21 protein-coding genes, 1 tRNA gene and 1 pseudogene are annotated in these 21,960 nt (G+C 43.8%); 9 read left to right on the top strand and 14 right to left on the bottom strand.

All coding sequences use genetic code 11. The annotated features are described in order from the left end of the window. Positions 1 to 266 precede the first annotated feature (266 nt). Both ade and MHH52_RS06690 read right to left on the bottom strand, forming a co-directional pair. The gene (ade, locus tag MHH52_RS06695; RefSeq protein WP_340007457.1) at positions 267 to 2,084 is read right to left on the bottom strand and encodes an adenine deaminase; all 1,818 of its coding nucleotides are present in this window, start codon (positions 2,082 to 2,084) and stop codon (positions 267 to 269) included. A 227-nt stretch (positions 2,085 to 2,311) separates the two neighbouring features. Beyond that, positions 2,312 to 2,557, bottom strand: a pseudogene (locus MHH52_RS06690) (alanine--glyoxylate aminotransferase family protein); the annotation flags it as partial. On the opposite strand from MHH52_RS06690, the gene MHH52_RS06685 reads away from it, so the two are divergent. Next, on the top strand, positions 2,550 to 3,089 hold the full coding sequence (locus MHH52_RS06685; protein ID WP_340007455.1) for a chromate transporter: 540 nt from the start codon (positions 2,550 to 2,552) through the stop codon (positions 3,087 to 3,089). The pseudogene MHH52_RS06690 and the gene MHH52_RS06685 sit on opposite strands and share 8 nt — an antisense overlap. A gap of 5 nt (positions 3,090 to 3,094) precedes the next feature. On the opposite strand, the gene MHH52_RS06680 is transcribed toward MHH52_RS06685, so the two are convergent. Beyond that, entirely contained in the window at positions 3,095 to 3,472 is a 378-nt protein-coding gene (locus tag MHH52_RS06680) for a PH domain-containing protein (RefSeq protein WP_060625452.1), read from the bottom strand. A gap of 180 nt (positions 3,473 to 3,652) precedes the next feature. Between MHH52_RS06680 and MHH52_RS06675 the strand changes: the two genes are divergently transcribed. The 3 genes from MHH52_RS06675 (at position 3,653) to MHH52_RS06665 (ending at position 6,074) form a co-directional block, all read left to right on the top strand. Then, complete coding sequence (locus MHH52_RS06675; RefSeq protein ID WP_340007454.1) at positions 3,653 to 3,820, top strand: hypothetical protein; 168 nt, start codon at positions 3,653 to 3,655, stop codon at positions 3,818 to 3,820. 120 nt (positions 3,821 to 3,940) lie between these two features. Then, a complete protein-coding gene (locus MHH52_RS06670; RefSeq protein ID WP_340007452.1) occupies positions 3,941 to 5,902 on the top strand; it encodes an ABC-F family ATP-binding cassette domain-containing protein in 1,962 nt (653 codons plus the stop codon). Next, positions 5,892 to 6,074: an ASCH domain-containing protein gene (locus MHH52_RS06665; protein ID WP_313638088.1), complete on the top strand. Its 183-nt coding sequence runs from the start codon at positions 5,892 to 5,894 to the stop codon at positions 6,072 to 6,074. The genes MHH52_RS06670 and MHH52_RS06665 overlap by 11 nt, the downstream gene beginning before the upstream one ends. Positions 6,075 to 6,177: 103 nt before the next feature. Here the strand turns inward: MHH52_RS06665 and MHH52_RS06660 are convergent, their stop codons facing one another. The 4 genes from MHH52_RS06660 to MHH52_RS06645 all read right to left on the bottom strand — a co-directional run bounded on the left by MHH52_RS06660 (position 6,178) and on the right by MHH52_RS06645 (position 8,669). Beyond that, entirely contained in the window at positions 6,178 to 6,330 is a 153-nt protein-coding gene (locus MHH52_RS06660; protein ID WP_313638087.1) for a hypothetical protein, read from the bottom strand. Positions 6,331 to 6,628: 298 nt separating this feature from the next. Further along, positions 6,629 to 7,246 carry an NUDIX hydrolase gene (locus tag MHH52_RS06655; RefSeq protein WP_313638086.1) on the bottom strand — a complete coding sequence of 206 codons (618 nt, stop codon included), beginning with the start codon at positions 7,244 to 7,246 and terminating at the stop codon, positions 6,629 to 6,631. 31 nt (positions 7,247 to 7,277) lie between these two features. Next, complete coding sequence (locus tag MHH52_RS06650) at positions 7,278 to 8,231, bottom strand: RNA methyltransferase (RefSeq protein ID WP_340007449.1); 954 nt, start codon at positions 8,229 to 8,231, stop codon at positions 7,278 to 7,280. A gap of 42 nt (positions 8,232 to 8,273) precedes the next feature. After that, complete coding sequence (locus MHH52_RS06645) at positions 8,274 to 8,669, bottom strand: helix-turn-helix domain-containing protein (protein ID WP_256721753.1); 396 nt, start codon at positions 8,667 to 8,669, stop codon at positions 8,274 to 8,276. Positions 8,670 to 8,782: 113 nt separating this feature from the next. Here MHH52_RS06645 and MHH52_RS06640 point away from each other — a divergent pair, with 113 nt between their 5' ends. Beyond that, the gene (locus tag MHH52_RS06640) at positions 8,783 to 9,466 is read left to right on the top strand and encodes an SDR family NAD(P)-dependent oxidoreductase (protein WP_340007447.1); all 684 of its coding nucleotides are present in this window, start codon (positions 8,783 to 8,785) and stop codon (positions 9,464 to 9,466) included. Between the two features lie 142 nt (positions 9,467 to 9,608). Next, positions 9,609 to 10,961 carry a dipeptidase gene (locus tag MHH52_RS06635; RefSeq protein ID WP_340007445.1) on the top strand — a complete coding sequence of 451 codons (1,353 nt, stop codon included), beginning with the start codon at positions 9,609 to 9,611 and terminating at the stop codon, positions 10,959 to 10,961. Between the two features lie 143 nt (positions 10,962 to 11,104). On the opposite strand, the gene MHH52_RS06630 is transcribed toward MHH52_RS06635, so the two are convergent. The 3 genes from MHH52_RS06630 to MHH52_RS06620 form a co-directional block, all read right to left on the bottom strand. Further along, positions 11,105 to 11,178, bottom strand: a tRNA-Gly gene (locus tag MHH52_RS06630). Between the two features lie 163 nt (positions 11,179 to 11,341). Further along, positions 11,342 to 13,468: an EAL domain-containing protein gene (locus tag MHH52_RS06625; protein WP_340007443.1), complete on the bottom strand. Its 2,127-nt coding sequence runs from the start codon at positions 13,466 to 13,468 to the stop codon at positions 11,342 to 11,344. A 329-nt stretch (positions 13,469 to 13,797) separates the two neighbouring features. Beyond that, positions 13,798 to 14,757, bottom strand: coding sequence for an aldolase catalytic domain-containing protein (locus MHH52_RS06620; RefSeq protein ID WP_340007440.1), 960 nt, complete (start codon positions 14,755 to 14,757; stop codon positions 13,798 to 13,800). 284 nt (positions 14,758 to 15,041) lie between these two features. Between MHH52_RS06620 and MHH52_RS06615 the strand changes: the two genes are divergently transcribed. From MHH52_RS06615 to MHH52_RS06605, 3 genes are read left to right on the top strand one after another with little or no spacing between them, the layout of a single operon-like run. Further along, positions 15,042 to 15,263, top strand: a complete 222-nt coding sequence (locus tag MHH52_RS06615) for a FeoA family protein (RefSeq protein WP_313638080.1) — start codon at positions 15,042 to 15,044, stop codon at positions 15,261 to 15,263. Further along, positions 15,260 to 17,272, top strand: a complete 2,013-nt coding sequence (gene feoB / locus MHH52_RS06610; protein WP_313638079.1) for a ferrous iron transport protein B — start codon at positions 15,260 to 15,262, stop codon at positions 17,270 to 17,272. The genes MHH52_RS06615 and feoB overlap by 4 nt, the downstream gene beginning before the upstream one ends. Positions 17,273 to 17,316: 44 nt before the next feature. Next, positions 17,317 to 17,496, top strand: a complete 180-nt coding sequence (locus MHH52_RS06605) for a FeoB-associated Cys-rich membrane protein (protein ID WP_340007439.1) — start codon at positions 17,317 to 17,319, stop codon at positions 17,494 to 17,496. A 118-nt stretch (positions 17,497 to 17,614) separates the two neighbouring features. Here the strand turns inward: MHH52_RS06605 and MHH52_RS06600 are convergent, their stop codons facing one another. The 4 genes from MHH52_RS06600 to MHH52_RS06585 all read right to left on the bottom strand — a co-directional run bounded on the left by MHH52_RS06600 (position 17,615) and on the right by MHH52_RS06585 (position 21,892). Then, positions 17,615 to 19,120: a leucyl aminopeptidase gene (locus MHH52_RS06600; protein ID WP_340007437.1), complete on the bottom strand. Its 1,506-nt coding sequence runs from the start codon at positions 19,118 to 19,120 to the stop codon at positions 17,615 to 17,617. A 122-nt stretch (positions 19,121 to 19,242) separates the two neighbouring features. Continuing rightward, entirely contained in the window at positions 19,243 to 20,346 is a 1,104-nt protein-coding gene (locus MHH52_RS06595; protein ID WP_340007436.1) for an ATP-binding protein, read from the bottom strand. A gap of 370 nt (positions 20,347 to 20,716) precedes the next feature. Next, complete coding sequence (locus MHH52_RS06590; RefSeq protein WP_042125131.1) at positions 20,717 to 21,124, bottom strand: hypothetical protein; 408 nt, start codon at positions 21,122 to 21,124, stop codon at positions 20,717 to 20,719. A gap of 228 nt (positions 21,125 to 21,352) precedes the next feature. After that, positions 21,353 to 21,892, bottom strand: a complete 540-nt coding sequence (locus MHH52_RS06585; protein WP_340007435.1) for a peroxiredoxin — start codon at positions 21,890 to 21,892, stop codon at positions 21,353 to 21,355. Positions 21,893 to 21,960: the final 68 nt, after the last annotated feature.

Genomic DNA, 21,960 nt, shown 5'->3' with positions numbered 1-21,960 from the left:
AATTTCGTTATATGCCAATAATGTAAATTTAACTCCATTCATTCACTTTAATTTTTATCTAATTTAACATTATTATCGTCACCTGACTACGCTTTGTTAATATTTCTTCATTAATTCCACAGAAAAATGTTTCAATCTTTGTCCATCTGTTTAATATGTATATTTAAAAACTTAGTCTTTCTTATTTTTTCAACAAAAACTGTTCTGAATGGTCATAAACGACCTCAAAACAGTCTTTTGCCTAATTATTATTCAGTTAACTTTACTTAAACAAACAGTGGCACTAACTGTATGCCTTCAGGCGAGATCCGAACAAGTCCTTTATCTGTGATGCGTAGCGTCGGGATAACCGCCAAAGCAAGCAACGATAAGGTCATGAACGCATAATTCAAAGTACAGCCTGCATCATACAGCGCTTTGCTGATCGCAGCCGATTTTGCAGCAGCAATTTCAAATGGCTCTGTGGACATCAAACCTGCAATTGCCAGAGGGAATAACGTTTCTCCATTGGATGTGATCATGCAAACACCACCCTGGGCGTCAGCCACCGCATTTGCAGCTTTAGCCATTAACTCATCGTCATTGCCGATAACGAGTACATTATGACTATCATGCGCAACCGTCATCGCAATGGCAGCAGGCTCCTTAAATCCGATGCCTTCTACAACAGCCACTGATTTATTTCCTGTTCCTTTATGCCGTTCAAGCACAGCGATTTTGCACAGACCTTCCACAGCATTTACATCCAGTTGCCCCGCCACTACAGGTATCGAAACCATTCGTTCAATGGTCTCCACATGATTTTCTCTTACTTTGATAACTCTTGTAGTAAGTTCACCAGTTTCAATTGGAGTAGCGATAATGAAATCTTCTGAAGTAGGACGCTGTGGCAAATGAACCGAAGCCAAAACTTCCTCTGGATAAGTGAATTTAGCAAGTTCTGCCGTCATTACACCGTTCTCAGCAACTACTACACCTGCGGCAATCGTAAGTACTACGTTAACATCCGCCAAATTCCCGTCCAGCAGAATAATATCTGCAAAGGAACCCGGAGTAATAGAACCTATATCGCGCGCTAAACCGAAGCGTTCAGCAGTATTAATAGTAGCCATTTGTATAGCCGTTATCGGCTTCACGCCTTGAGCAATCGCATCGCGCAGAACGAAATTCATATGACCTTCATCTCGCAATGATTCTGAACTACGGTCATCCGTTACTAGCATCATTCGGCGAGTATCAATTCCGTGTTCTGTATGGGCCGTAATTGTCTTAGCCACATCATGCCAAGCGGAACCACGGCGCATTTTGGCATACATTCCAAGCCGAACGCGCTCGATCACATCGTCTGCCGTCACACACTCATGATCGCCAGTTACCCCTGCAGCTGCATACACTGGCAGTCTCCAGTCACTGGAAGGCCATGTGAAATGACCATCTACAAATCTGCCTGCTCGCAGTGTAGCTTGAATCTCTCCAAGCATTTTCTCATCACCGTAAACAACGCCTGGGAAATTCATTACTTCGCCTAGAGCGATCACATCGTCTCCCCAGGTAAAGGCTTCAGCCACTTCTTCAGGCCCAATAGAAGCACCCGTAGTCTCGAATTCCGCACCTGCCGCAGGCACACAAGAAGCCACCTGCATATAAGCAGCTAACGGCGTACCACGCATTTCATCCAGCATCAATTGAATGCCTTTCAGCCCGAATACATTAGCGATCTCATGGGCATCAAAGAAACCTCCGGTCGTGCCTAGAGGTAATACTGCGCGGGAAAATTCGGTAACGGTTAACTGAGTGCTCTCAATATGACAGTGACCATCAAGTAGTCCCGGAGCAATATACTTGCCGTTGGCATCAATAACCTGCGTTCCTTCACCGATCATATGTGTAACATCTTTGCCTACGTATGCGATACGTCCACCTTGTATACCAACAGACATTCCTTCTAGAATTTCACCAGAACATACATTAACTAGCTTCCCACCAGTGATTACCAGTGTTGCCGGTTTATCGCCTCGGGCCGTAGCTACAAGCTCAGGCACACAGTCTGCTAAAGGCTTTCTTGTAAAAGTTGTCATTGTCATCTCTCCCCCGTTCAAGTGCATTCTTGATGTAGTGAATAGTTACATATTAATAGAGGATTTTCTAACAATCGGTTGTGTAGATATCATGGCTGGCAAGTCTGATATTGTAAGAAAAAAACGGCTCCGTCATCCCTATAGGTGATAGCCGTTTTCTTATTTCCAAAGATTGTCCAATCGCTCTGGACACCTCTGGTTTGAACTCCCCGTCGGCCGCTCTATTCCAACGATTATCTTACTTTTGCCTCATATACGTCAAGTGCTGCCTGAACACCAAGCCCACAAGAGACTCCAAACCCGTGACGCAGCAGCACTGCTTCCAGCGCTCCAAGCAAGCGCAGCATGTTATTCTCACGACAGCTGAAACCCATCGTACCGATGCGCCAAATCTTCCCTTTTAAAGCCCTGAAAGAGCTGACGATTTCATTACCGAATCATCGCGAAGAAACAACAAGGAGGATCACCCTAATGGACTGGCTAGAGCTCATATACGGATTTTTTATGGCTAATTTGCTTGGATACGGTGGCGGCCCCTCCTCTATTCCACTGATGTATCAGGAAATCGTTCCCCATTATGGCTGGCTGACGGATGAACAGTTCTCCAACATGCTTGCACTTGGCAACGCCCTGTCTGGTCCGATTGCTACCAAAATCGCAGCTTACGTTGGCTTTGATGTCTACGGCTGGTTTGGACTAATTGTAGCTTTTCTAGCAACTGTCCTCCCTTCCGCAGCAGCGCTTATTATCCTGTTAGAGGTCATGCAAAAATACAAGCAATCCCCCGTAGTGAAAGGGATGACATTGCTTGTTCAACCAGTTATTGCAGTTATGATGGCTGTGCTCACCTGGAAAATGGCCAAAGGCCCTGCGGACTCCATCGGAATCTGGCAAACACTGCTCATTGCCGCAATCGCATTCTCGGCCATCAAGCGGCTTAAGCTGCATCCTGCTTTAGTCATCTTAGCCGCTTTTGCCTATGGTGGTCTGGTACTCCGCTACACTATCTAACTAAACTATTTCAAAATATACTGGGACAATACCGCCTGTACCTCATAAATATTTACGGATTTGTTAAAGGTCTTCTTGAGCGGCACAGTGCTGCTGGAAATATAGATACATAGCTCCGCATCCAGATCAAAGTGCCCTGCCGTCTCCACGGAATAATGCGAGATGCTTTTGTATGGGATGGAATGATAATCCGTCTTTTTGCCCGTCAGTCCCTGTTTATCCACCAGAATCAATCGTTTGTCTGTAAAAATAAACATATCTCTAATCAGCTTGTAGGCTCGTTCAATTTTCTCTTGAGGGGCAAGAATTTGTGCGTATTCCCGCTGTACCTCTGCTAGATTTACTTGTGATGCATTACCCATCAAACCGTCAAAAAGTGCCATATAACTTCCCCTTTTCACCTGTTAATTTGTAGTGGCCTGTCTCCCCCACACAGAACCATATTATTCCACAATTCATATTCTATGCAGTGTAAAACTTCTCTCTGCCATCTTTTTACTTGCTAAATTTCCGATTATTGTTTACACTGTCATTAAATTTGTTAAGAAAGGGGTGTGGAAGGAATGGATCATAATTGGACCAACAGTGTTATGAGTCGGCTACCTAAAGCGATAGCTGGCATTACTCATGTAAATGGCGATAACGGGAGAAGTCTGTCCATTTCCATGAATTTAATAACACTACACAATTGTGAAATGCCTTTCCTGCCATCACCCGGACGGATCAGTTAACCGGAGAATGATAAGGCCGTGGGGAAATTTCCCTACGGTCTTTTTTTATGGTTTTTTACTGGATTTCGAAGCCATTTAGGGTTCTGGCGGTGCAAAGGGCATTATTAAAGGAGAATATATATGATCATCCAATGCCAAAACGTTCAAAAATACCACGGTGCACAGCTCGTGCTGAATAGCATTACCTTCGATATCCGCCAAGGAGAAAAAATTGGCCTGATCGGCCGCAACGGCTGTGGAAAAACTACACTATTCCACCTGCTGAACGGCGAAGAGCGGCCCGATCAAGGGCAAATCTCAATACGCAAAGGCAGCGTAGTAGGTCTGCTGGCACAAATTCAAGAGGTTAACGAAAAAGAAACCGTTTATGACGTTCTCCAGCGCAGCTTCGCCGAGCCTTTGCAGTGGCAGCGTCGCCTGCGAGAACTGGAGCTTGAAATGTCTACCTTCAATACCGGAACGGATGAAATACTCTGGAATCGGCTGCTTAAGGAATACGGTAGTCTTCAGGATAAATTCGAGACTACAGGTGGCTACGAAATCGAATCCTCTATTCAGCGAGTAGCCTCAGGTCTCGGAATCAGTACTGGACAATACAGCCGCTTGTTCGCTTCCCTTTCTGGCGGCGAGAAAACCAAAGTCGGTCTCGCAGAGCTGCTGCTGCGTCGTCCGGATGTACTTCTACTTGATGAACCAACCAACCACCTCGATATGAACGCCATCGAATGGTTAGAGCAGTTCTTACAGAGCTATGACGGCACAGTGCTAGCCATTTCCCATGACCGTTACTTTCTGGATGCTGTAGTCAAGAAAGTGATAGAGATTGAGGACGGCGAGGCTTTTACTTTCCATACCAACTATAGCGGCTATCAAGTGGAGAAGGAAACGCAGCTTCTTCAACAATTTGCTGATTATCAAGAGCAGCAGAAAAAAATAAAACAAATGCAAGAAAGCATCAAACGTCTCATCGAATTTGGCAATCGTGGTACTCCTCCTAACCCTTCCTTTTACCGGAGAGCAGCCTCCATGCAGAAAGCTCTGGATCGCATGGTGAAGGTTAAACGACCTATTCTGGAGCGCAGATCGATGGATTTACAGCTACAGCAAAATGATCGTTCCGGTAATCAGGTCGTCATTCTGGAGGATATCGCTAAAGCATATGGTGAGCGAAGCCTTTTCACAGACGCAAACGAAGTGCTTCGTTACGGAGAGACTACGGCACTCATGGGAGGTAACGGGGCAGGTAAAAGTACACTTTTAAGAATTATATTAGGGCAGGAAACCCCAGACAGCGGAAGCTGTACGCTCGGCTCAAGAACCGTTGTCGGCTACCTTGCGCAAGAGGCTGTCCCTGAAAATAACAAACAATCTGTACTCCGCTACTTCCGTGAAGAAGCCGGACTTGAAGAGGGTGAAGCTCGCGGGCAGCTTGCACGGTTCCTATTCTATGGTGCCGATGTATTCAAAGACATCACGAATCTGTCCGGTGGTGAATGGACCCGCCTGCGTTTCGCTGTACTAATGCATCGTAAACCGAATCTACTGATTCTGGATGAGCCTACCAATCATCTGGACATTGATTCCCGTGAGGCGCTAGAGGAAGCATTAGAGGAATTTCCTGGCACAGTACTGGCCGTATCACATGACCGTTATTTCATCAATCGTTTATTCCATAAGCTCTGGTCCATTGAAAATGGACGATTTGGAGTCTTCAACGGCAATTACGAGTATTACAAGGAGAAGCAAGCTGAAAAGGCATCAACAGCCTTATCTTTTCCGGATCAGCCTAAACCTTCCTCTTCAGAAGGAACAACTTCACGCTCCGGTAAGCTTCAATCTAACAATTCAGGGAAAGATACCAGCGCTAACTCGTCCAGTTCCCGCAAGAAAAGCACCAACTTCGACTGGGAGAAGGCCATTGCAGAGGTTGAGGAGCGGCTTGGGGAAATCGATGCCAAGATGCTAGATCCACAGATTAGTAGCGATGCGGCAGAACTCGCCGAGCTGCAGAAAGAACGCGATGCGGTGCAAGAGCAACTAGATGAGCTTTATACGGGCTGGATGGATACAGTTGGACACTAACGTTGCTGAATTCGCCTATACGGAAGGAGAAGGTGACCGGACATTGAAGTCGTGGCGCCATGATCATGAGAATTTCTTCACCAGAGAATCCTTAGAGTTCTTGAAGAAACCCTTTGATCCAAAGATGAAGGTTGTTTGCGAGAATTTTAGACTGGTATATAGTAAATCTTGAGAACTTCAGGAATTTCAAAAGGCTGTCTCTTCAACAACGAAGAGACAGCCTTTTGTATATACTATAGAATTAGTTAGTCATTAAATAGTCAATTAGATATGGCTCAGCGCCAAAACCCCAGAATCCAGCCAATTACAGAGATCCATAACGGAATGCTGATTAAAATACCCCAAACCAGCCCAGTGGCAATATTGCCTTCTGCAGGACGCACCACATTTTCCTGTTTCAATGGAATGCTCAATTTCTCTTGTTCCATGCGATCCCCTCCTAAAATATCTTATCGTCACAGTAGAGGAAAAAATGTAGACCGCTCGACCCAAAAACTTTGAAATATTGACTTTTTAAAAATATAAGAATGTATAAATTACATGCTATACATCATCCTTATATTTCTACGAGAAATGGTTGTCAGCCATAAAGGACGACAACGTCGTTTCTTCTTGGATATAAAGGCTCAGCGGTTCACTATTGTAAGTGCTTACAAAATAGATATTAACCATAATTTGAATAATTAAAACTTCATCTTTCGGAAGTCATACATCATATGCAAATTCTTAGTCCAATATTACTATTTTTTCTGGATTTCGTAAATATTCAAACATCGTCCGAATCTGCTCATTTGTATTCCTCTCTACTGAGAGCTCAGGCAGTTCATCTTCAGCAAAAAAGGATACTTCACTCGTCTCCACCCCTTGCATCGCCTCGCCGCCTACAATTCTGCACAAAATAAAAAACTTGTACACGTGATACGGCTCCGGAGGATGGTTATGAAATTTCTTATCTAGAACAGCCAGCAAGCGAATTGCTTCTGTCTCAAATCCTGATTCTTCTTGAATTTCCTTAACAACGACTTCACTCGGTGACAGACCGATGTCCCCCCAGCCCCCGGGAAGCGCCCACTTTCCATCCAATTTCTCGCGGACAAGCAGGATTCTGTCTTCCTGAAAAACAACACCACGGATATCCACTTTCGGCGTAGAATAGCCACCCTCACTAGCAAAGGAGAGTCTTATTCTCTCCTTGCTTTCGAACGTATAATTAGCGAGGATATCCACACTTAGCTCCCGCAAAGCTTGATACCGTTCTATATCATAGACATCTTTAGCGTAAGTTAGTCCAGTCTGTGCGATGGCCTGTATTTCTTTAGCCCAAGTTAACCATTTCTGCTCCATTGCTGCACCCCTTTAAATAACTTCATTAGGATTACTGGCAAAGCATTAAATGACGGGAGAACAAACCTTTTTTAGCTTCACAGCGGTCTATAATCGTAAATCCAGCTTCCGTGATCATCTCATCCATCGGTTCAATCGCAACGATAACTACCCGATCTGCAATCCGGCGTGCATTCACTAGAATCGCAAACTGTTCCTCAGGTGTAATACTAGAATATAGATTATAAGGCATATCTACAATAGCTACGTCGTAATGTTCTGTGATGTCAGCAATATCTCCAAGCGTGACCTCACTTGTAAATCCAAAATGGGCAATATTCGTTCTGGCACCGATCGCGATCTGAGGGTTAATGTCACGTCCAACCATATTGATTCCCATCGACAGAGCTTCTACCATTACTGTTCCGATGCCGCAGCAAGGATCGATGGCTCGTACACCTTCCGGATTCGGAACGGCTATATTGACCGCAGCTCGGGCTACACGTGTGCTAAGCGCGATAGAGTAACTACGCGGCTTTTTCATTTGACGGAACCAGGTGGCCTTGTTCTTATGATAAGATCCAAAGTACCAGCGACCGCCCAGCGTAACAATACCGTATACCAACTGAGGGTGGTTTACATCCGCTTCCCCTTCAATACGCAGCCCAATTTCTCGCTCGATCACTCTTCGCTCATCATATTCTATTTTGTCCGCAGGTGACAGATCATTGGTCTTCACAAAAATAACCTTAAATGTCTTACCGCCAAGCTCCACCTGCTCCGTTTGATCATAAATCTCAGGCAAGCTGTCTCCCTCGTACATAACATCAATTCGTTCTTTAATGAAGGGACTACGGCTGACATCCACCTCTACCTCACTCTTAAAGATTGAAGAAGGTACTTCCTCTCCAAAAAGACAACGAAGCTCCATCTGACATAGCGATAACTCGTCCTCTGAACAGGTGTAAGTATATAAAAATGTGTTCTTTCCACTTTTCTTTTGCAAAATAATCCATCCTCTATCCCAGTAAATTGTACTGCTAGCTTGCTACTCCTGCGTTTCGTGCTGACTATCATAACCTATACGCGCTTTGGCGATTTCAGCGTTATTTCTATTGACCCATTCCACAAGGGAGGTTAGAGGATCCAGCAAGGACTCTCCTAAACTCGTCAGACCGTATTCAACAGTCAAAGGCACCGTAGGCGTGACCTTACGCCAAACTATACCATCTCGTTCTAAATGACGGAGGGTCTGAGTCAGCATCCGTTGTGAAATACCACCAGAACGCCGCTGCAGTTCTTTAAACCGCAATGCTTCTGCACCCAAATTGACAATGATGAGCACACTCCATTTGTCCCCAACCCTGTCCAGAATCTGGCGGGTGATGGAGCAATCCTCCAGCGTCGGCATGAGCCGAATGGGTTCGTCCATTGAATGTTCCAAAGTGGTTACCTCCATGTAACTTAAGCATGTAATAGTGCCTTCTTGTCCCTTAAGCTTATTCAGTCTATCATGGTTACTGTTAGTAATCAACAACCGGAAAGGAACTATTAATCATGAAAAAAACGATAGCTATCATTGGAGCTGGCCCCGGTCTAGGACTCTCCATCGCAAAAAAATTCGGAGCAAACGGATTTCAAGTCGCCCTAATCTCTCGTAATGCGGATAAATTGAATACCTTCGTAGAAGAGCTTCAATCGCTGAATATCGAGACTGCTGCTTTTCCTGCAGATGTATGCAATAAAGAACAAGTAATTGCTGCCTTCCACGACATCAAAGCAAAATACGGCTTTATCGATGTGCTTGAGTTCAGCCCTACAAGTGGAAACTACCCACCTACTCCAGCTTCTCAAGTTACTGAGGAGAATGCACTAGATGCCTTCCAAGCTCTGGTTGTAGCCGCGATCAGAAGCGTAGAGCAAGTATTGCCTGAAATGTTGGAGAAACGCAGCGGTGCGCTGCTGTTCACAACCGGACTGTCCTCCATCTATCCCATGCAAATGATGGGCAATGTCGGTATCGCATTAAGCGGACTAAGAAATTATGCTATCAACCTTCATGCGGACTTGGCTCTGAAAGGAATCTATGTAGGTCATCTGGCTCTAGACGTATTTATCAAGCCAGGCACAGCTACAGATCCGGGGCTCATTGCTGACGCTTGGTATGACATGTATGTGAATAAAGACAAAGCAGAAGACACTTTTCCTCAAGGTGTGACTCCGGCCACGATCATTTGGTAAGGCGTCTCTCTAATCGCTTTTGATCCATAATGAGTTCTCCAGTATAATGATTCCTATAGAATGCTAAACAAGACGGTCACGCATGGCGATTAAGCTCATAGCCGGTTTTGCGCAGCAAAACTTAAGGAGGTACATACACACTATGTCATACGAAACGTATTTTTCAACACACCGGGATGAACATCTCGAAGAACTAAAACAATGGCTCAAGATTCCAAGCATTTCTGCCTTGTCTGAGCATAAGGACGATGTACTAGCTGCAGCCCATTGGCTGACAGACACACTAAAGAAAGCCGGACTTGAGAACATTGAACTTCATCCGACAGCGGGACATCCCGTCATATATGCTGACTATCTTCATGCTCCGGGTAAGCCAACCATTCTTGTATACGGCCACTACGATGTGCAGCCAGTAGATCCACTAAACCTGTGGACTACACCTCCGTTTGAACCAGAGATCCGTGACGGCAAGCTGTATGCACGCGGAGCAACGGATGACAAAGGCCAAGTATTCATTCACCTCAAAGCGATTGAAGCAATCCTGAAACAAGAAGGTACTCTTCCTGTTAACATCAAGCTGTGTATCGAAGGTGAAGAAGAAATCGGTAGTGCAAATCTCCCTCCATTCCTGGAAGCTAACAAAGAGAAGCTGGCTGCGGATGCGGTGTTAGTCTCCGATACTTCCCTGCTGGAACGTGGTCGCCCTGCAATTTGCACAGGACTACGTGGCCTAGGATCACTTGAAGTGAGCGTAACTACAGCTCTTACAGACCTGCACTCCGGTTCTTACGGTGGTGGCGTTCCGAATGCACTGCACGCTCTCGTGTCCTTGCTCAGCCTTCATGACGACAAAGGTCGTGTTTCTGTTGAAGGCTTCTATGATGGTGTACCTGAACTTTCTCCAATGCTTCGTGAGGAATTCGTGAAGCAAGGCGTAAATGAAGATAAAATCCGTAAAGGACTTGGGCTGGATGCGTTATACGGCGAAGAAGGTTATTCCTTTGTAGAACGTATTGGTGCTCGCCCTACACTTGAGCTTAACGGTGTCTATGGCGGCTTCCAAGGGGAAGGAAGCAAGACAGTTATTCCGAAAGAAGCACATGCCAAGATTACTTGCCGTCTCGTTGGCGATCAGGATCCACAGCATATTCTTGATGCCGTTGAGGCGCATTTGAAGGCTAATATTCAAACCGGAGCGAAAGTGCATGTGAAGCAAATGGAGAAGGCACGTGCCTTTAACATCGATCCATCGAATCCTATTCTGCAAACTGCAGCAGACGCTTACGGCAAAGTATACGGAACCCGTGCCCTCTTCACCAAAGACGGTGGCTCCATTCCGATCATGGAAAGCTTCTCCCGTGTACTTGAAGCACCAGTGGTCCTGATGGGCTTTGGCCTTGATGATGAGAACCTGCATGCACCGGATGAGCATTTCAACCTGGAGAACTTTGATAAGGGACTGCTCACCATTGTTGAGTTCTTGAAGACTGTTTAAGAGAATCAGGTAGTATACATAAAGTCAGGTTCCTCTTCATTGAGGAGCCTGACTTTTTGATAATTTAAGAGGAGTTCATAACAAAACCATCTACCAAAACATAAAAAAATCCTTGCATCGCAAGGATTTGGAAGTTTAAATTATGGAGCGGGTGATGGGAATCGAACCCACGCTATCAGCTTGGAAGGCTGAAGTTCTACCATTGAACTACACCCGCATTAGAAAGTGAGTACAAGAGATATTGTATCACCCCCACAAATAAAAATCAACATTTTTTTGTTCAAGCATAAACGCCTTCGGCGTCCTTATAAGGACGGTAAGCGTTTAAGCGAGAAATATAAGACATAGAGTATGGTGTGAAACTTATACTTTCTTATATTTTACAAGGAAGCACCTAGGGGAGTCTTTTTCAAAAAAGACGCCTCAAATTCAGCCGCTTGAATAGGTTTACTGAACAAAAAACCTTGAGCTTCATGGCAATGCTGCTCGCGCAAAAACTGCAACTGCTCCTTGTTCTCCACCCCTTCTGCGGTAACCTTAAGCTTCAAATGATGCGCCATAGAAGTAATCGTGGAGACTATAGCAGCATTATTACTATCCTCCATCACTTCGGAGACAAACGATCTGTCAATTTTCAGCCTGTCGATCGGCATATTCTTCAAATAGTGCAATGAACTATAGCCTGTACCAAAATCATCGATGCTAATAAATACACCTAGATCTTTCAAACGCTTCAGCTGATCAAAAGCCGTTTCTTTATCTAAGGTCATACTCTCTGTAATTTCAAGATCGACATAACATGGATCCAATCCAATATCAGTCAAAATGGAATGAATCTTACCTGCTAAGTTCGGTTGAAGGAATTGACGCATAGATAAGTTGATGGAGACGCATAACGGCTGGTAGCCTGCTAGCTGCCACTGTTTATTTTGCAGACACGCCGTCTTCAGTACCCATTCCCCAATTGGAACAATCAACCCGCTATCCTCAGCTAGAGGAATAAACTCATTAGGTGAGACGATACCACGCTTAGGATGATTCCAGCGCAATAAAGCTTCCATTCCTACAATTTCTTCCGTCTCCAGCTGCACTTTTGGCTGATATACGAGATAGAACTCATCACGTTCAAGCGCTCTTCGAAGATCATTTTCCAGCTTCAGACGTTCCTTTGCCTTCATCTGCATGGCTGGGATATAACGGCGAATCTCCACTCCCTGTTCCTTCGCATTATGAACCGCAGTATCCGCATTTTGAATTAGATGTTCAGCAGTTTCCCCGTCACCAGGATAAATACTCATCCCTAAACTGAGCGAAATATGGTACTCTCCGGATTCTAGCTCAACAGGTACTTCAAATAATCTCAGTAACTCAGTAGCCCGAGCCAAACATTCTCCAAGACTTGCTCTATCGGTCATTAGAAAAGCAAACTCATCTGCCCCCATGCTATACAGTTCTTCACTGGGTCTAGCCTCATTACCAAGCCGCTCAGACACCAATTTCAATAAGAGGTCTCCGGCATAATGGCCTAGAGAGTCATTTATATTCTTAAAATAATTAATATTCATAATGGCCAAAGCTGAAAATTGATCACTCGTGTCCGTCTCTCCAGCACCAATCATTTCTTCTACACGCTGTGTCAGCCGACGTCTATTCGGAAGTCCCGTTAAATCATCATGATACGCCAAATAATTAATCCGATCCTCGGCCAACTGCTTCTCGTAAAACGGTTCTTCAATCGTCAGGCGATACACGCCGGTAAGCAACAGATAATAAGCAACTCCGCTACATAACATCCCAAAGAGATCATCTATATTACCACCACGTAAGGGAGTCATGAAGAAAGCCTGGCCTAGAGAGAAAAAGATAAGTGCCCGAATGATCACAAGCAGCGAGGCTGATTTTTCATTATTCCCAGGAAATACGATGACAGCAACACCTGCTAAATAAACAAAAAGTACTGCCAGATCAACAAATTGTTTAAGCGTACTCATCCAAGGCTTAGTAAATAAATCTGGCACAGCCGAATGGATAAGTATAAATAATGCGATAACGAGCACGATCAACATGAAGGCGATTCTGAATACATTTCTTTTTTCGGTCACGGACACAGGTTTATCTTCTCTACTAAAAATAAACAATATGCCCAGCCCGCTGGATAGTCGCGAAAAGGTAAGCAGCCACATTGATTCCTCAGGGGTTATAAACGATGAAATCAATGGAAATGCTACAAAGCCGAGCGTATGCAAGAAATCAATAATACATATTCCACCAAAAAGAGCAGCGACATATAATCTACCTTTAGATAATCTGCTAGAGAAAAACAACCAGCCCTGTGCAAATATCGCAAATCCAAAAGCAACAGTACAGTAGCCGACAATGAGATAGAGTGCAGAAATAATATTCCAATTGTCCAATCGGTTTAGCGATGTATGGAAAATTTGAATGAATAGGAACAGTAAAGCTCCTATAATAGCCGCTTGAATTGTCTTTTTCTCTTCTTGTCTCATAAGTCCCTCGCGTCTGAAAATGATGTCTATTAATAAGCAACTATGTATAGTCTTGTCCTATGTATAAATATCGGCTAGATCGGTCTTTAAAGTTACATTTCTTTTAAGCACAAGTATTTTTATAGCGATTATTCATAAATCTCGCATAAATATAAACCATTTTCTTCAAGCAGGCAAGCATAAACACTTTCAGCATCCTTATAAGGCCGGTAAGCGTTTTTGTTGAAATATAAGAACAATTTATCAGAGAAACTTATAAATCGTTCTTATATTTCAACAAAAAAAGCACTTCCCCCTATGAATGGGTTCAGTGCTTCTGAAAAACATCTTTATTTATCTCTGAAACTTACTTCTGGTGTTGTAAGCTTATCATAGAAATCAACCGCTTTATCCTTATCTGCTGATGCGCGAATCGCCATAGCCGAACGTGGATGCTCATCAAGCGTACCAGTGATCATGTAAGGAATGATATAGCCCCATTCCTCTTTCTCACGTAAAGGAATCATCAGACGTTCAAGGATATCAACTATAGGGCGTAATGTGTAACGTGTATTCTTCAAATGAGTCACTAGCAGCTCCGTAGGACAATTTCCGGCAGCACGTCCCATTCCATAACAGGAAGCATCCAGTAACTCTACACCTTTCTCAGCAGCGATCAGCGTATTGGAGAAAGCCAGTTGAAGATTATTATGGGTATGTACTCCCAGACGTTTGTTAGGCAGATGTGTTTTGAACTTCTCCACCAAATAATTGATATCATTGTGATCTAAACTACCGTATGAATCCACAATGTATACTACATCAACTACGCTCTCACGAATCATTTCAAAAGCTTCTAATAATTCATTCTCCATTACATTCGACAAAGCCATAATATTGATCGTTGTCTCATAGCCTAGATCATGGAAAGTTTGTACCAGCTGCAAGGCTTTCTCCACATCTTTGCTATAGCAAGCCACTCGAATCAGATCCAGCATACTTTCGCTGCGAGGCAAAATATCATTCTCATCCACACGGCCGATATCAACCAAAGCTGAAAGCTTGGTATGCCCCTTTTGCGGGATAACTTTACGTAAGAAATCATCGTTCAGAAAACGCCATGGTCCGGCACCTTCTGCTCCTTTGAGCAGTTTAGGGGAATTTTTATAACCAATTTCCATATAATCAACACCAGCTTCATTCAAGCCGGCATACAAATTTTGCACAAATTCCACACTGAAGTCCCAGTTGTTAACTAGCCCCCCATCGCGAATGGTGCAGTCAACAATCTTACATTGATTAGTCTTCATAATTATCTCCCTTCAGATCCTGAAATCATCGTAACCGCTATTGCAATCATTATAACCGCCAGCATAGCTTTACTATGCAATTTATATCGTTCAATCATACTTTAATGAAGAATAAAATGTAAAGGATATTTCGCCTTTAGCTCATAGATGCTATCATACAGTATGTCAGTGACAAATATCACAGTATTCAAACACTTAAAAATGCTACATTACAATAAAACAGTTGAGATTGATTATCAGTCTCTTTTGGAGGGATTACAATAGCTACTTCTACACACTGTTCCTTGCTGCAACTACAACCTGGTTCTGCCGGCTGTATTCATAAAATAGAAGGTATGAACCCCATTCTGCGCCGTCGTCTTGCTGATCTCGGAGTGTCAGAGGGTGTGAACATCCGCCTTAAAGGAAAGGGACCTTTTTTGGGACCGATTACCTTGGAATGCAACGGACAACTGTTCGCCATCCGCCGAAAGGAAGCTTCGATGATTGAGGTGAACGTATCTTGAGTTCTATAGCTCTTGTGGGCAATCCAAATACAGGTAAAACCTCTCTCTTCAATACATTAACTACGTCATACGAATATGTTGGTAACTGGTCAGGGGTAACGGTAGAGAAGAAGGTAGGCAATCTGAAGAACGGGGCTGGCAAGCTCATTGATTTGCCTGGCATCTATTCTCTTCACCCACTCTCACGGGATGAGGGGGTCGCAGCCCAATATCTGATAGAAGAATCTCCAGAAGCATTAATTAATATCGTGGATGCGTCACAGCTCGAACGCAATCTGCTGCTCACACTTCAATTACTTGAGTATGGCAAGCCTACTCTACTCGGGCTTAATATGGTTGACGTCGCTAATGCTCGTGGTATTCGTATCAATCAAACCATTTTACAATCAAGATTGGGTGTAACTGTCCTACCACTTATAGCAAGAACCGGTAAAGGCAGCGCACAGATGCTCAGTATTCTAGAGGAATCGTCAGCTATTCCTGCTGTAAAGTTCAAGCTGAACTATGGTGAGGTTGTCGAAAGAGCGATATCTTCTATAGAAAAGGAATTACGTCCTATAAAGGATCTACCAAATCATCGCTGGATCGCTCTACAGCTATTGGAGCAGAATCCAGTTATTCTTCAATTTCTGAAGTCACGTATAGATATTACGGGACTACTGAATATCTGTGAATCTTGTCAGAGTGAGCTACAGATCAAAAAACTCGCCCTGACACTACCGCAATGGATTCGCTCGAACCGAATGGAGTATATCCGCTCTATTTGTGATGATGTACTTGATACAACAACTCAGAAGCCTCATAACTTGACAGAAAGATTAGATTCAGTGTTGACTCATCGTTTTTTGGGGCTGCCCTTATTCATTTTCTTTATGTATGCTCTCTTTAAGACCACATTTGACTGGGTTGGTGGACCCTTATCAGATATCGTAGATGGCCTAATATCCGGCCCCATTAGTGATGGAACGAATTCGCTGCTTCAGACAATTGGAGCTTCCAACTTCACGCATGCACTAATTGTGGATGGCATCATCGGCGGTGTAGGTGGCGTACTGGTCTTTGTTCCGCAAATCTTCATACTATTCTTGATCATATCTTTCCTGGAGGATTCCGGATACATGGCACGGGTGTGCTTGTTGATGGATAGCACAATGGAACGAATGGGACTTAACGGAAAAGCATTCATTCCATTCATCATTGGTTTTGGTTGCAACGTACCTGCCATTATGGCCGCTCGAAGCATCGAACAGCCCAAAGACCGAATGCTAACGACCCTGCTCATGCCGCTGATGTCCTGTTCTGCAAGATTGCCTGTTTATGCTTTATTCGCAGTTGTATTCTTCCCTGCACAGCAAGCATTAGCCGTTCTGTCTATGTATGTCATGGGTATTGTATTTGCGCTAATCCTTTGTAAGGTATTCTCTAAATACTTATTCAAAAATGATTCCTCTGTCTTCATCATCGAACTCCCTCCTTACCGTATGCCGCAGATCAAGACCTTGTCGCGCAGCACTTGGGAGAAAGGCAAAGGATTCCTGCGTAAAGCTGGAACGATTATTCTCGCAGGTTCAGCCATTATCTGGTTTATGTCCTATGCCGGTCCTGGCGGATTTGATGTAGAAATGGATCATAGCTTTCTAGCTAAATTCGGAGGCATGATTGCCCCACTACTGGCACCGCTTGGTTTCGGAACATGGCAGGCTGGCTCTACATTGGTTCCAGGATTTTTAGCTAAAGAGGTTGTTGTGTCTACGATGAATATCATTTATCACGCACCGGATACCGCAGGATTAGAGAATCAAATTTCACAAGTCTTTACACCGCTGAGTGCAATCAGCTTCATGGCCTTTATTCTGTTATATGTTCCTTGTCTGGCCACAGTAGGGGTTATTAAAAAAGAAACAGCGTCTTGGAAGTGGACCTTCTTCTCTATTGGCTATTCTCTTGTTCTGGCATATATCGTATCTTTTGTAATTTTCCAAGGTGGACGATTATTAGGTTGGTCGTAGAACTTGTAAATGATTGATTTTCTTGATGAAAGTGGGGCACCGTAATGATAAATGTTCTGATCGTCACTCTGATCTTCGGTTATTCGGGCTGGATCATCTATCGACATGTGCAAAAGGGCAAGCAGGGTGCTTGCGCTGGCTGTGATAAGGGCAAGAGCTGCTCAGCAGCATCTTTAGATTCCCCCCTCTCCTGTTGCTCAACACCTGTTGACAGTAAGAAGTAGGCTTGCAATATATTCTTTATCATTCATACAAAAGCAAAGAAACCTCTCCTGTGAAATGGTTACTCATACTTCCATTTTCCTAAAGAGAGGTTTCTATTTGTTGTTTATGAGGAGATAATCATTCGCTTTCGCTGAGCAACCACTGAACCATTGAGCGAACCATGACACCTGTGGCCCCCCTAGGATTAACTCCACGTTCTTTAGATAAAAACGCTGTTCCAGCAATATCTAGATGAATCCACGGCAGACCCTCCGCAAACTCACCTACGAATAATCCAGCGGTAGTGGCTCCCCCGAATCTTCCTGCAGCGTTACGAATATCGGCAACTTCACTCTTCAGCATCTCACGAAATTCCGGGTAAGCAGGAAGCTGCCATATTTTTTCTCCCGAAACGTTAGATGCTGCCAGAAACCGTTCCATAAATTCTTCGTTGTTAGTAACTGCGCCTGTAGCTATATCTCCCAATGTAGACAACACTGCACCTGTCAGCGTGGCGACATCAATTATACGTTTCGCTCCCCATTCCCGAGCATATGTCAGCGCATCCCCAAGTACAAGCCTGCCTTCTGCATCAGTATTCAACACTTCTATGGTTCGTCCGCTCATGGATGTAATGATATCTCCAGGTTTAAAAGCATTAGCAGAAGGCATATTCTCAGCGGATGGAATGACCATCACGACGTTAATTCGTGGACGTAATCGGCCGAGTGCCTCCATTACTCCGAGTACAGCCGCTGCGCCCCCCATATCACTGATCAGCTCTTCCATGCCAGGCGCTCTTTTCAAGGAAATACCGCCCGTATCAAAAGTAATCCCTTTACCGACCAACCCCACTACGTTATCCCAGTGCCCCGTTCCCTGATAACGGATGACGATCATTCGCGGAGGGTTTACACTTCCTTTTCCGACTGCTAGCAATCCGCCCATTCCTTTTTGCTCAATTTCCCGTTCATCCAGCACTTCGGAAGGAAATCCATAACGTTCAGCAACTTCTATGGTGGCCACTGCAAGGTCAGATGGAGTCAGCAGATTACCCGGCATATTCGTCAAGTTCCGCGCCAGATTCGTGGCCTCACCAAAAGCCAGCCCCTTCTGTATGCCCAGATTCCAATCACGCTCGACAGCATCCGCTGACTTCTTCTCTATAGTGAATATAACTGAGTTTGGACCGTTATATTGAGATTGCTCCTGCTTATACGTGGGTCGGCGATAGGATCCGAGCAATAACCCCTCAGACAACGCATAGGCGATAGATACGATATCCTTCCCTACTGTTAGCTCCTGAATATTTTCAGATACCTTAAACACTAGCTTTATCGCCTTCAATCGAAGTGCTGCACGTGCTGTCTGAACTGCCATTTGACGTAGATCTTCAGTCGTAAGAAGTTGGTCCCCCTTACCAACCAAAATAGCAACGGGACAACCGGATGGATTATCTAGAGGCAGTATATAAGTCTGATTCAGCTTCCCACTAAATAGACCTGTCTTCCCTAATAGGCTAATTCTGTCATTCCATCCCTCAGAGAGGCCTACGTGTTCAAGCTCCGACTCAGAGATGATAAGGATAAAGGCGTCACCCTGTATTTCATTAATGGTACTGCCACTGTTAAATTCTATATCCATTGTGTTTACCTCCATTTGTCTCCCAAAACCAATCCCCATTGTAACATAAGCAAGGCTGATCTCCGCATCTGTATTATCTGCAGGGATCAGCCTCTTATTACTCTATATTCTAATCGAGTGTATTAATGGATTAATGGCAATGAGATTACAAAATGGGTACCTTCGTTAACTCTACTACTGACAGAAATACATCCGCCATGATTTTTGATGATTCGGTCACTCACAGAAAGCCCGAGCCCAGTCCCATTCTCCTTAGTCGTAAAAAATGGATTGAATAACCTGTCCAGTGTACGGATATCCATTCCCTTACCGTTATCAGAGATGAAAATACGGACCTCAGAACCCTCTCTGCGGGCTCCAACCTCTATTTTACCCATTAGACGATCTGCTCTATCCGCAACGGCCTCCATAGCGTTTCTAATCATGTTGAGGACTACCTGTTTCATTTGTTTTACATCTCCAGAAATCATCATATCCCCCTGAAAAGGATGCAGATTGATCTGGCAACCTTTCATCAAGGCTTCGCTCTCTGTAAGCAGCACTACCTCCTTGAGCAAGGCTGACACAGGAATCATCCCCACTTGAGGAACTGACGGCTTGGATGAAGTTAGAAATTCATGAATGATATCGTTCGCACGATCGATCTCCGCCAAGATTATCTTGCCATATTCCTGCTTCCCAAGCTGCTGTAAATGCGGGTGAAGTAATTGAATAAATCCGCGGATCGCAGTTAATGGATTTCGGATTTCATGGGCAATAGATGCAGATAATTTACCTAGCATAGCCAAACTATCATTTTGGTAAGCCGTTTGCTCAATTAACTTATAATCGGAGATTTCTTTAACTGTAAACAAATAACAACCCTTCATTTGCTCTCCACAGCATAGTGTAACCTTCCAGTAACGGCCATACTCGTCTAAAAATTCATAATTAGATTTTCCTTTGTATACCATCTCTCTATAGCTTTGCAGTACTTGCTTTTTCTTAAAGCGGCTCAGTCGAACATTAGATAACAGGTGTGATATTGTACAGCCCACAAGGGAGTGACGGGTCAATTCAAGCATCCCGTACATTTGCTTATTTACAAAACTTATAACTCCCTCTTCATCAAAAAGCATGATGCCGCTGTCAATATTCTCTAGTACATCCTCGTATGTAGTATCCACAGGTCCTGATTGATAGGTTCTTCCCGGTAATAGAAGACTTTCTTGATATTGGCTAATCACGATACGAAGTTCCCCCTTTTACTGCATTTGACGAAGACGCTAAAGCGACATCAAATTACTATGTATTTGAGTATATGACGAAGCCGCCAGAACATTCGGTAATCGTTGCACTTTTTCCAACCGGTTCAATTATATTCCAATCATATCCAAGTGAAGTAGACAACGCAATCAGAGAAACTGTCGAATGATAAAAAAATTCATAAAATGATTCCTAAGACATATAAAATATCACATCAAATTATATTTATTACTATTAGTTCGTTCAAATGATTTAAACCAATCTAAAAAAGATTAGAAAAAGCTAAAAAGCCCTCGCAATTGCGAAGGCTTTGATACAGAAATGGACCAGCCCCAAAATGTAATAATAATCTTATGCTTTCTGTTGCAGACGAAGGCGCCTTTGACTCATCACAGCTAATCTTTTCTTCAATTCCCGTTCCCACTTCGTATCCTCAATCTGTTTGGCTACAGCAAGCAGGTCAAGCGCCATATCAATCTGGCTCCGCACAATGGCTAGAGGCTCTTCACTCTCGATGTTAATGACGTTCTCAAATATTGCAGTTTCGTCTTCCATAACATAGTCCTGAAAATCCACATCGGTAACTCCGTCTCCATGTGCGTATTCCGCCAAGATCTCATACTCATTTTCGACCTTATAATGAACCTCCACACGATGACATACCGGACAAAAAAGCAGGGGAACATTATGGACTTGCGTGCGATAATGTTTAAGGGTTCCCTTTGTTCCTACCATACTCGCTCCACAGCAAAAGCTCATATTTGTTCGCCCTCCTTAGAATAACTAACCCTTTGAGTTTTTATTATTGTATTACATTACCCTAATGGAGATTCCTCCACTCGAGGACATAATATAACTTTTCACGCCTATTTTCAAATCCATTTTGAAATACAAGACCTTTTGGAGCAAAAAACCTCCTTACAGAAAAAACTTCTGCAAGGAGGTCCAAATCAGAATATCAAAGATCAGATGATAACAGAACATAATTTAAAGGTTTCTGTCGCCTGGTCTCCAGTTCATTGGGCATAAGCCGCCAGATTGCAGGGCTTGGAGAACACGAAGTGTTTCCTCTACGCTGCGACCCACATCATTGTGATTAACGACTTGGTATTTCAATTCGCCTTCTGGATCGATGATGAACAAGCCGCGCAATGCAATACCTTCTTCTTCAATCAGAATACCGTAGTCTTTAGCGACTTGCTTCGTAATATCAGCTGCAAGAGGGAAGTTCAAACGGCCAAGACCATTGGAATCCTTAGGTGTATTGATCCATGCTTTGTGGCTGTGGATCGAATCTATACTTACGCCGAGAATTTCTGTATCAAGTGCTTCGAATTGTGCAGCAGCATCACTAAGAGCTGTGATTTCAGTCGGGCATACAAAAGTGAAATCAAGAGGATAAAAGAAGAATACAAGCCATTTGCCACGGTAGTCGGACAGGCTTACTTTACCAAAATCCTTACCATCACCTGATACGGTTTCCATAGTAAAATCTGGAGCCGGTTTACCTACTAAACGTTCTGCCATTGCCAAAATCCCCCTTTGATTATGTAAGAAACCAACCATTTCTTGTCATGATATGCTGGAATAATTTA

It is taken from the genome of Paenibacillus sp. FSL K6-0276 (assembly GCF_037977235.1).
Taxonomy (GTDB): Bacteria; Bacillota; Bacilli; order Paenibacillales; family Paenibacillaceae; genus Paenibacillus_AQ.
This window is presented reverse-complemented; position numbering and strand designations above follow the sequence as displayed.